General features: G+C 40.9%; 8 protein-coding genes. All 8 read left to right on the forward strand.

The window, feature by feature from the left end; genetic code table 11:
• Positions 1-113 precede the first annotated feature (113 nt).
• The gene (locus RTR63_RS04570) at positions 114-839 is read left to right on the forward strand and encodes a DUF4391 domain-containing protein (RefSeq protein ID WP_312522907.1); all 726 of its coding nucleotides are present in this window, start codon (positions 114-116) and stop codon (positions 837-839) included.
• 11 nt (positions 840-850) lie between these two features.
• Complete coding sequence (locus RTR63_RS04575) at positions 851-1660, forward strand: hypothetical protein (RefSeq protein WP_312522909.1); 810 nt, start codon at positions 851-853, stop codon at positions 1658-1660.
• A gap of 33 nt (positions 1661-1693) precedes the next feature.
• Positions 1694-3718, forward strand: a complete 2025-nt coding sequence (locus RTR63_RS04580) for a site-specific DNA-methyltransferase (RefSeq protein ID WP_312522910.1) — start codon at positions 1694-1696, stop codon at positions 3716-3718.
• 18 nt (positions 3719-3736) lie between these two features.
• Positions 3737-7033 (forward strand): type III restriction-modification system endonuclease, encoded by a 3297-nt coding sequence (locus RTR63_RS04585; protein ID WP_312522911.1) that lies wholly within the window; start codon positions 3737-3739, stop codon positions 7031-7033.
• 53 nt (positions 7034-7086) lie between these two features.
• Positions 7087-8559, forward strand: coding sequence for a DUF3375 domain-containing protein (locus RTR63_RS04590; protein ID WP_076775510.1), 1473 nt, complete (start codon positions 7087-7089; stop codon positions 8557-8559).
• A 33-nt stretch (positions 8560-8592) separates the two neighbouring features.
• Complete coding sequence (locus RTR63_RS04595) at positions 8593-9585, forward strand: DUF4194 domain-containing protein (RefSeq protein WP_312522912.1); 993 nt, start codon at positions 8593-8595, stop codon at positions 9583-9585.
• 225 nt (positions 9586-9810) lie between these two features.
• Complete coding sequence (locus RTR63_RS04600) at positions 9811-11223, forward strand: SbcC/MukB-like Walker B domain-containing protein (protein ID WP_312522914.1); 1413 nt, start codon at positions 9811-9813, stop codon at positions 11221-11223.
• A gap of 9 nt (positions 11224-11232) precedes the next feature.
• A partial coding sequence (locus tag RTR63_RS04605; protein ID WP_312522916.1) for a DUF3322 domain-containing protein occupies positions 11233-11487 on the forward strand: 255 nt, incomplete at its 3' end.

Consider the following 11487-nt stretch of genomic DNA (forward strand, 5'->3'; position numbering starts at 1 on the left):
TTACGACATTAGTGGTAGGGAATAGTTGGCTATTTGAGTATAAGAAGTCGTACTGAATGAATTTCTTTATAGGGTATTTGCACAAGTTTTCTATATAACTAAGGAAGTTACCCATGCTATATCACTATCCGTCAACCGCTAAAGTGGATAAAATTATTCCAAAAAATAAGTTCTACCAACGAGGCAGTGCCAATCACCGTATCGAACGCTTGTTTGTGGAGCAAGTGGAAAGTATCCGATGGGCGTATAAGCTCTCACCGCATACAATTAATCTAAACGATAGCGAGACAATTAAAGAAATCCAAATTTTTAGTATCGTCAGTCGTGTTGAAAGGCTAGATACGGAAGTTTTGCAGTTTATCGATAAATTGATACCATCACCGATTATCTTTGAGATTGTCTTTGAAGATAAAATCAAAGTCATCGCAAACTATAAACGTCAAAGCCAAGCAGACAGCCAAAAATTCGTCCTAGGCAAATACTATGCGACGGATTGGCAAGATCCTGCACAACGTGAAGATTTACCGATTGTATTTGGAATCGCGGATTTGTATGAGTATTTTATTGAGCAGTTACTTATTCATACCAACAAAACGACAAATAAAACGTCTTCGAATGTCTTTTTGTCGCCAAACGTCGGAGCTAACCTATCTACAACGCATCAAAAGATTGCTAGTATTGAAGAAAAGATTGCCCATACCGAAAAAATGGCACTGCTTACCAAACAAATCTATGAGTTGCAAAAACGCATGTATAAAGAAAAGCAGTTTAATCGGCAAGTGGAGATGAATTTGCAATTACAAACGCTACAAAAGCAGCTCAAAGATTTAACCCGTTAAAAGGTCAATGAATGATTTCAAATAATGATTGTGAAACGGTACTACGTCTTCAACAATTAATTGCTGAAGAAGAAATGTTATGGTTAAAGCATTTTGATAGCTTGACAGATAAAGAAGCCGAAGTGTTAATCCTTGCCAAGAAAATGGGGCAAATTACTAATAAAGATATTCGAGAGAATATTGGATTAGATACACTTCAAGCGAGTAGCATTTTACGAAAATTTTGTAAAAACAACTATTTACTAAAACATGGTAAAAGTAGTAACAGCTATTACCTTTTAAATAGTTGTTATACTGATAACTGCGACAGCCTAGCAGGTAATGACCAAGCCTTGACAGGTGCAAGCACTGGTAATAACGTTTCTAGCTACCCTAATAATGACCTAAGCACTAGTATTAACGAGCCGAGCACTGGGATTAACGAGCCGAGCACTGGGATTAACGAGCCGAGCACTGGGATTAATGATGTCATTATCATCAAGGAAGTGGCGGATTTAAGTAATGATATGCTACTAAATCTACAATCCATTGTAGCGTCCGCAAGGGCTAAAGGCAGATTCACCCCTGAGCAATCGAAAAGCATCGTATTACAAATTTGTCAAAAGCAATTTATGAGCAGTAGTATTTTAAAACATTTTCTCAATCGAGAGATTGATACGATACGCAGAAAGTATTTATCACCCTTGCTTAAGGAAGGGTTACTTGAACTTGCTTATCCTAAAACATTACAGCATCCAAGCCAAGCCTATCGCACAACCGACAAAGGGCTAGCGTATCTACAAACGCTAGACGACAGTCCACAACAAGGCTGTCTCATCTAATCCGCTTAAACCAATTAAAAATAAGGACTATTCATGACCACACTAAAAATGCACACCCCAAACCTAGTCGATAGCAATATTGAGCGTCTTGCCGCGCTGTTCCCCAACTGTGTCACCGAGAAGCCAAAAACCGATGAGCAAGGCAAGGTTATCCGTGATATGAACGGTGAAGTAGTGCTTGAGCGGGGCATTGATTTTGAATTACTTAAGCAAGAATTATCGCATTCGGTCATTGATGGGTCGCAAGAGCGTTATCGCCTTGACTGGGTGGGCAAGCGTGAGGCGATTGTGACGGCGAACAGTCCGATAGCCAAGACGTTACGCCCGTGCCGTGATGAGAGTGTGGATTTTGAGACGACGGGCAATTTGTTTATTGAGGGGGATAATCTTGAGGCGTTGAAGCTATTGCAGGAGAGTTATCTTGGCAAGGTGAAGATGATTTATATTGACCCGCCGTACAATACGGGCAATGATTTTATTTATAACGATGATTTTGCGGCGGATACGGCTGAGTTTTTTGAGCGGTCGGGGCAGGTGGATGCGGATGGTAATCGGTTGGTGGCGAATACGGAGAGCAATGGGCGGTTTCATAGTGATTGGTTGTCGATGATGTATAGTCGGTTGAAATTGGCTCGTAATCTGTTATCTGATGATGGCGTGATTTTTATTTCGATTGATGATAATGAGCAGGCTAATTTAAAAAAAATCTGTGATGAAGTTTTAGGCGAGAGAAATTTTATAGCTCAATTAGTTTGGGAAAAGAAAAAGAAAGGTGCATTTTTATCAGGTAGCATTACAAATGTTAAAGAGTATATTTTTGTATTTGCAAAGTCCTTGAGTTCGTTCACTGGCTTAATTGGTGAAATAGCAAGAAATACAGAAACATATCCAGTTATAAAGACAACAAATTCGAGAGCAGAACGCATAATAAAAAAAGGAATATCTAGCAAATTTAAAGAAAGTAACTATTTCTTACCCAAAGGTACAAGAATCAGTTCCGGAAATATGGAAATGATTTTACTTTCTGATTTGAAAATTGAAAATGAGGTGTTAGTTGAAGATGTTAAAGTAGATAGTAATTGGATTTACTCGCAAAAATTACTTGATAAATTTGCTGAAGAAAAAAGTTTATATATAACGCAAGATTTATATTTTAGAAGAATAGTCGATGAACCTAGAACAAAAATGCTTAAAGATATTTTACCTATGAAAGGAGTTGAAAAAAGTGGCCTAGAGTTTGAGTATTCAGATAATTTGTTTAATGATGGATGGGGTACGAATGAAGATGGGTTTGATGAAATACATAATTTGCTAGGTGAACAGTCGTTAATGAGCTTTCCAAAACCTTCAAAATTGATAGCAAAACTGGTTTTATCTGTAACAAGAGAAAATAAAGATTCAATCATTTTAGATTTTTTTGCAGGCAGTTCAACAACCGCTCATGCGGTTATGCAACTGAACGCCGAAGACGGTGGCAACCGCCAATTTATCATGGTACAAATCCCAGAGGCAACAGATTCAAAATCCGAAGCGTTTAAAGCAGGCTATCCCACCATCGCCGAAATATCCAAAGAACGCATCCGCCGAGCAGGGGCAAAAATCAAAACCGACAATGCCGATAAAGATGGTATCAACGAGCTTGACACAGGCTTTCGAGTGCTAAAAATCGACACCAGCAACATGAACGACATCTACTACCGCCCCCAAGACTACAACCAAGACCTACTCGCCACACTCGAAAACAACATCAAAGAAGACCGCAGCGACGAAGATTTACTATTCCAATTCATGCTAGACACCGGCGTGCCGTTATCCTTGCCCATTGAACGCACCGAGCTTTCTAGCAAATCAGGCGGACACACCATCTACCAAGTGGGCGGTAACTCACTGATTGCCAGCCTAGACTACATCGACGCAAATATGGTCAATGACATCGCCGCACTCAATCCACTCAAATTCATCACCAGCGAACGCGCCATCGCCACCGACAGCGACAAAACCAACATCAAAGAACGCTTTAAACAACTATCACCGCATACCGATGTACGCTTTATCTAAGGGAAAAAGGAAAAAAACATGAAAATCACCTTTAAACCCTTAGCCTACCAAAAAGATGCCGTGCAAGCCGTCGTCGATGTGTTCCGTGGACAACAGCAGCTTATCGGGCAAACCCGCTATACACTCGATAGGGGTATACAGCCAACCCCCAAACGCGTGACACAACAGGCAGGGCTAGATTTTGGCGAAACTGATATATTGCAAAATTCTGCCTTACAAACCTATGATATATTAGACGATGAAAATATCGGCTTTGCCAATACGCCGTTATTTGACTTGAATGAAATTCTTAAAAACATCCAAACGGTGCAAGCCAATAGACAATTACCAAAATCCACCGAGCTTGTCACAGCTGACAACAAAAAAGGCGACAGCCTGACCCAAAGCCCGCTCAATCTCAACATCGAAATGGAAACAGGCACAGGCAAAACTTACACCTATTTACGCACCATGTTTGAAATGAACAAACAATACGGCTGGTCAAAATTTATTATCGTCGTGCCCAGTATCGCCATTCGGGAAGGCGTGAACAAAAGCATTAGCATGATGGCGGATGACCTACTGGCAGAATATGGCAAAAAACCAAGAGCCTTTATCTACGACTCCAAAGCCTTGCACCACCTAGAGAGCTTTAGCTCAGATGGCGGTATCAATATCATGATTATTAATGTGCAAGCCTTTAACACCATCAAAGAAGGGGCGAACAACGAAGCATCACGCAAAATCTACGCCAGCCTAGACGAATTCGGCTCTCGCCGTCCCATTGACGTGATACGCCGTAACCGTCCTATTATCATCCTAGATGAACCGCAAAAAATGGGCGCGGACAAGACCTTACAAAGCCTTGCCAATTTTAACCCGTTATTTATCCTACGCTATTCCGCCACCCACAAGCGTGACTATAACCTAGTGTATCGCCTTGACGCACTGGATGCCTATAACCAAAAACTGGTCAAAAAAATCACCGTCAAAGGCATTGAAGTCAAAGGCTTGACGGGCACAAATGGCTATCTGTACTTACAAGACGTGGTTGTCTCAAGCAAAGCGCCCGTTGCACGGCTAGAGCTAGAAATCAAATCAACCAAAGGCGAGTTTCGACGTGAAATCCGGAATATTGCAAAAGGCGATGACTTGTTTGTAGTATCCAAAGAAGCCGAGCAATACAAAGACCGCTACACCGTCACCAATATCAAAGCGGACAGTATCGAATTTGCCAATGGTATTGTGCTACACATCGGGCAAGGTAGCAGTAATAAAGGCGATGGCGACGATAAAGACTTACGCCGTATTCAGATTCGTGAAACCATCCGCTCGCATTTAGATATTGAACAGCGATTGTTTCATAAGGGGATTAAAGTCTTAAGTTTATTTTTTATCGATGAAGTCGCCAAATACCGCCAGTACGACAGCGACGGCAATGCCGTCAATGGTGAGTATGCCGATATCTTTGAACAAGCTTATACCGAAGAAGTGGGTAAACGCATTGATTTAAACCTAACAAATGACCCATACCAGGACTATCTTAAAGCCATCACTGCTCAAGGTACGCATAACGGCTATTTTAGCCTTGATAAAAAACGCCACATGGTCGATCCCAATGTCAAAAGCGTTAAAGACGAAGAACTGGGCGAAAAAGTGCTGGTCGCTGATGATATCGATGCCTATGATTTGATTTTGAAGGATAAAGAATCCTTGCTTGCCTTCCCCGAACGGCTCGATAGTGACGAACAAATCGCTCGTAAAAATGTGCGTTTTATCTTTTCGCATTCTGCCTTGCGTGAAGGCTGGGACAATCCCAATGTCTTTGTCATCTGTACGCTCAAGCACTCGGACAACGTCATCTCTCGCCGTCAAGAAGTGGGACGTGGCTTGCGACTTGCAGTCGATAGACATGGCACACGCATGGACAGTGGCTATCTGCCACTTGGTGAAGTACATCGGCTGAATAACCTAACCGTGATTACCAACGAAAGCTATGCTGAATTTGTCGGTAATCTACAAAAAGAAATGCTCGAAAATCTTGCAACTCGCCCGAGCAAAGCAAATCCACAGTACTTTACGGGTAAAACCTTGGTGAGTGAACTGGGTGGGCAAATGGTCGTTGATGCAGATACAGCTAATGAAATTTTCTTCTATTTACGTTCGCATGGTTACACGGATAAAGCAGGTAATCTGTCAGAAAGCTATCATCAAGATAAAGAAAACGGCAAATTGCCAGAATTACCAGAAGAATTAAAACCATTTGAAAATTCCGTTCATAAGTTAATTGGCAGCGTTGTTAATCCCAACGCCTTTGATAGCATGTTTAACAACGGTAATAAACCCAAAAATACCATCAACCCAGACAATCTAAACCGTAAAGAATTCCAAGCCCTATGGCGACGCATCAACCAAAAATCGATTTATCAAATCCAGCTTGATAGCGAAAAATTAATTGCTGAGAGTATCAGCGAAATTGATAAAGTTAGCCGTGAGCGTAACAACAACTTTGTCCAGTCACTCACCTATACCGTCAAAACATCTGAGCAAAAAGATAGTCTAGATTACGACACACTCAGACAAGGTGACAGCTTTGGGCAAGTGCAGTCTAATCGTGAGCAGTACAGTGTCAATGTACAAACGCCGATTCGCTATGACCTTATCGGGCAAGTGGCAAGCCGTACCAATCTGACCCGTGGCACCGTCGTTGCTGTATTGAGTAAAATAAACTCAGCGGTCTTTTCACAGTTTAAACACAACCCCGAAGCCTTTATCAGCGAAGTCAGCCGTCTCATCAATGAGCAACAGGCCAAACTGATCGTGCAAAATATCGCGTATGAATTGACATCTGAGCGGTATGATAGCAACGATATCTTTGTGAGTAATATTCCGTTGTCAGATACCGCAATTAAAGCCAACCGTCATGTCTGGGAGTATGTGGAAACAGACTCGGATGTTGAACGCAAATTCTTGGCAGAGCTAGAGCAGCACATCAATGAAGTCGTAGTGTATGCCAAACTGCCCAAAAACTTTGTCATCCCCACGCCATTTGGCGGTTATAACCCTGACTGGGCGATTGCCTTTAATCAAGACAAGGTGCGTCATGTCTATTTTGTCGCAGAGACCAAAGGCTCTACCAGCGAAATAGACTTGAGAGAGACCGAAAAACAAAAAATCGCCAGTGCCAAAGCGTTTTTTGCCAAACTGCAACAGACACAAGGGAACAATAGCGAGCTTGAACAAGTGGATACCTTGGCGGCAGTTGAAAAAATGCCAGTTAGCTATGAAGTAGTTAATAGCTTTGACAGCTTAATGCAAATCGTAGGGATGAAATAGACAGAGGGCGTATCGCATAAGCCCAAACAACATAGACTAAAAAAGGCATCATCATGAGCTTTATGGCAAAATCGGCAAATTACCAACGTCACTTTCGAGAGTCGGCTGCATGGCGACTACTGCGAGCCGATAATGCCCCATTTATTTTAGCTTTTATTGCTACTGCTTTTGAGACCGACAATGAAATTAGTTATGGGCAAGCTAGAATATTGCTCGATAATGCTTTGGATGAAGCACGGCTTGATGGCAGTTGGCAAACCGAATCTAACGCAATGACCTATCTGAATGATTGGATAAAAAAAGGTTGGCTTAGAGAAATGGATAACCGCCTGACAGTCACTGACGCTACTGATAGGGTATTACGGTTTTGCCAAAGTTTTGATGAGCGGATTATCAGTACATCTGCATCGCATCTGCGGATTGTCCAAGAGTCGGTTCGAGATTTGGCGGTGATGATGAGTGAAAATACGGCCGAGCGTATCGCTATTTTAGAGAAACAAAAAGCCCAGTTAGAAAGCCAAATCAATGACTTAAATGTAGGTAAAATGGTCTATCTCAATGACTATGAGAAAAAGGAACGAATTCGAGAAATTTATAACCTTGCGTACAGTTTAACAGGGGATTTTCGGCTACTTGAAGAAGAAATCCGCAAAATGGATAAGACCTTACGCGTACAAATGATTGATGATAACTTGAGTAAAGGCGAGTTACTGCAAAAAGTATTTGAACAAGAAGACTTACTTGCCAAAACTGATGCGGGTAGTGCATTTGATGGATTTTTTCATTTGTTATCCGATGACAATCGCTTAACCGAGTTTACCGAGCAGATGCGAAGTGTGCTCAAAACCACTGATAAAAACCAACTTGCCCCACATCACCACCAGTTTTTGAGCACCATTATTTCAGAGCTAACACGAGAAAGTGATAGAGTATTTCGTATCAGACGACGTACTGAAGAACAGTTAAAGTCTTACATTGAAAGTGGCGCAATGAGCGAGAATCATGCAGTTGATAGGCTAATTAGTCAACTTGAAAAACGGGCAATTGCCTTTAAAGACACGCCAAAAATTATTGATAAAGACCTGAATCTAACAATTAAAGTCGGCAAAATGCCGTATTCATCGCCTGATAGTATACGGCTCAGAATTGCTGAAGAAAAACTTGATTTAAGCGACATTCAAGAGCATGAAAACAATCACACCCTAAGCCAAAAAACGTTAGAAAATTTAGAAACCGTCCAGGTCGTTGAAGTCGCCAAAAAAATCTATTACACCTTAGATCAATACGGTGCGATGAGCATAGCGAGTATCAATAACTATATGCCAATTCAAGCAGGACTTGAGGAATTGGTCGCGTTCATCCGTATTGCAAAAGCTGTCAAAGCCACCGACATCGGACAAACAGAGTTGATTTTGGTCAATGATAAATTTGGTAATCAGCTACAAGCAACTATACCTAAGCTAATTTTGACAACTGAGCATTTCCCTCAAGATTTTATCGATAATCCGATGGCGTTAGCGTTATAAAAATCTCTTACAGCGAATAAATCTGGAAAAATAATGACAAACAGCTTTTTTAACATGGTAACTAGCACCGATAATTCGACCTGTTTTGACACCCAACAGCAAAATGATTCAAAGGCTTCGAGAGTATTAAGCCAAAATATTGATCATGGTAGCGATAGGCAAAAACTGAACACACAAAAGATGGATGAAAATGGGTCATTCGATGCGCGATCAGATGCTCAATCGACCGCTATTACTGAGAGTGACATGCCAGCTGACGCACGCCGAGCGTTGATTTATTTATCTCAGCAAGGCGTGATACTGCACAGTGCCAAACCGCAATTATTTGACAATATTGTGCGTCATCAAACCAGTATTCGCCGTCATTTATCCGAGATCTATTGTAGCTTAATTATTGATGAACATAGCGGGGTTGCTTTCGTAGCGAGAGCGGATTTTGTCGCAGAAAACCATGAACAGCTTACAGGGCTAGATAATTTCGAAAATGACACCGAGCAAGCTGAACTGGATGGCGAAGATATTACGTCCATGATTCAAAAACGTACGCTCAACGTATATGACACGCTTTTATTGCTCAATTTGCGTAAGTACTATCAAGAACGCCAAAACTTGGGCGAGACTGAAATCATCATCGATATCGAAAAACTAGAAAGTTTAATGTCGCCATTTTTGCCACTCACCGACCACGGTTCAAAAGATAAGAAAAAACTCTCAGCGAGACTGGAGCATTTTGCTAAAAATCATAAATTGGTTACTCTCAAACGGGGCAACGTTGAACGCTATGAGATCACACCTATGATACGTTATGTCGTCAATGCAAGCCTATTACAAGCCATGCTCAATGAATACATCGCATTGCTTGGTGAGATGCCAGACAAGTATGACGATAAAGAACACAATCTAGAACAGTCGAGCAATGCTGTCACTAATCAAGTGAAAAATGACACAGTAGTAGAACTTAACTTGCCAACAAAAAATACAGCAGGGGACACGCAACTATTCGGACAGCAGGACAGCCTATTTTAATATTAACACAGCACTAGAAATAAATCTTATAAGTAAAAAGAGATATGTCATGGAAGCCACGCTACTTAATCAATCTGATAACGGACAAATAAAACTACGAGAAATTTCGCTATTTAATTGGGCTTTAATAACCAATCCTTATTAAACTCACTGCTTTCTCAACAACAAACGTTCAAAACTCAACTTGTCGAACAAGGAAAAATACTCGCACAAGCTCGCCAAGCCATGACCAACATAGAAATATTAAAAAATCGTTGGCACAAATTACTTGAAACCAACTGGGATGATATCAATGCACCGTTTTGGCAAACCCAACTCGATTACCAACAGCAAGAACTTGCCACGCTTGAAAATGCCCAAGGCGATATTGCCAAAGCAAAACAACTATATCAACAAGCTGAACAAAATCTTAACGAGTTACAAAGCCAGCTAATTAAACTTAATCGCAAAGAAGGGGCGAAATCTCAAGAATTAAAAAGCCATCAGCTTAAAATCACCCAAAACGATATCTTAGCCAACCACCCGATGAGCGAAGCCATCATAGAGCAACTGGATAAAAAATTTAAACAACTCGCTCACAATGCCGATGTATTAAAAACTCGCCTTAATGAAGACATTGAAAGTGCTAGTAATCGTATCAGTCGAGACAGTAAGTCAGCGATTGGTATTATGGGTAATTTTAAAGGCAATGAAAAATGGCAACCTATCACGTCAGATTGGTCAGCAACTGAGCAAGGTATGCCAGATTTTCTGGCCCATTATGACCATCTAATACAAGAAGGGCTTGCAAAACTTACGACAAAATTTAAAAGCCGTATGAATAATAATCTCACCCAATCGTTGGCGAACTTTAAGACCAAAATGAATAGTGAGTTAGAACAAATCAAACAAGGTATTGAGCAAGTCAATCTGGTACTTCAAAAAACCGAATTTCGCCAAGGTACATTTTTACGCCTAAAAATCAAGCCAGAACGCATTGTCAATGTAGTCGAATTTAATAAACAGCTTGCCATGCTCATGGAACTCATGACCACAGAAGAACATGAAAAACGCTTTAAGCTGCTTAGTGATATCAACGCGGTACTTGATAAAGCCGCTAATGGCACTACAGCAAGTAACCTTGAAAGCTTAAGACTGCTTGACCCACGTTACCAAATGAGTTTTAATGCTGAAGAGTTTAAAATAGATTCTGAAACAGGTGATGATATCGTGATAGATATATTAAGCTCATCAAGCGGTAAATCAGGGGGAGAAAAAGAATCGTTCGCAGGTATTATTGTTGCTGCAAGTCTTGCCTATGTACTTACGCCAACAGGAGGCGATAAGCCGATTTACAGTACTGTATTTTTAGATGAAGCTTTCTCCAACACCCAGGAATCGGTCAGTCGCCGTGTGCTGAAAGTATTTAAAGAACTCAATATCCATATCAACTTAATAACCCCTTACAAAAACCTTAACCTAGCCCGTGAAGCTGCCAATAGCCTGATTATCTGTGAGCGCAACATCAATGACCATGAAAACAGGCTTACCGAAGTGACTTGGCAAGACTACGATAAACAAAAAGCGCAACAGCAAACAAGTCATCTGAATGAACAGCTAGCTGAAATGAACATTCAAATTACCCATGTTAAAACATAGGAACATGGTATGAATCAAATTCAAACTACGTGGGGCAAGCTGCCTAATGATGTTCTCAAAGAACTTAATCAGCGTTACTGGCAAAATTTAGGCAGATTTAAACAACTGCTAAACCATGAGATCTCCCAAGAAAATGCTATTGAAATAACACTTAAACCCCCAAGTTCTGGTAAAGTAGCCGCTCAAAACACGCTACATTTTCAAGCTTTTGTTAAAGCGTGGCAGATTTTCGAAACTCAGCATCCAAATAGCCATATCCAATTA

Source organism: Moraxella sp. CTOTU47724 (genome assembly GCF_032014955.1).
GTDB lineage: Bacteria > Pseudomonadota > Gammaproteobacteria > Pseudomonadales > Moraxellaceae > Faucicola > Faucicola tetraodonis.

Coding starts and splice junctions, on each gene's coding strand:
- RTR63_RS04570 (WP_312522907.1), top strand. CDS start 114: ATGCTATATCACTATCCGTCAACCGCTAAAGTGGATAAAATTATTCCA.
- RTR63_RS04575 (WP_312522909.1), top strand. CDS start 851: ATGATTTCAAATAATGATTGTGAAACGGTACTACGTCTTCAACAATTA.
- RTR63_RS04580 (WP_312522910.1), top strand. CDS start 1,694: ATGACCACACTAAAAATGCACACCCCAAACCTAGTCGATAGCAATATT.
- RTR63_RS04585 (WP_312522911.1), top strand. CDS start 3,737: ATGAAAATCACCTTTAAACCCTTAGCCTACCAAAAAGATGCCGTGCAA.
- RTR63_RS04590 (WP_076775510.1), top strand. CDS start 7,087: ATGAGCTTTATGGCAAAATCGGCAAATTACCAACGTCACTTTCGAGAG.
- RTR63_RS04595 (WP_312522912.1), top strand. CDS start 8,593: ATGACAAACAGCTTTTTTAACATGGTAACTAGCACCGATAATTCGACC.
- RTR63_RS04600 (WP_312522914.1), top strand. CDS start 9,811: ATGACCAACATAGAAATATTAAAAAATCGTTGGCACAAATTACTTGAA.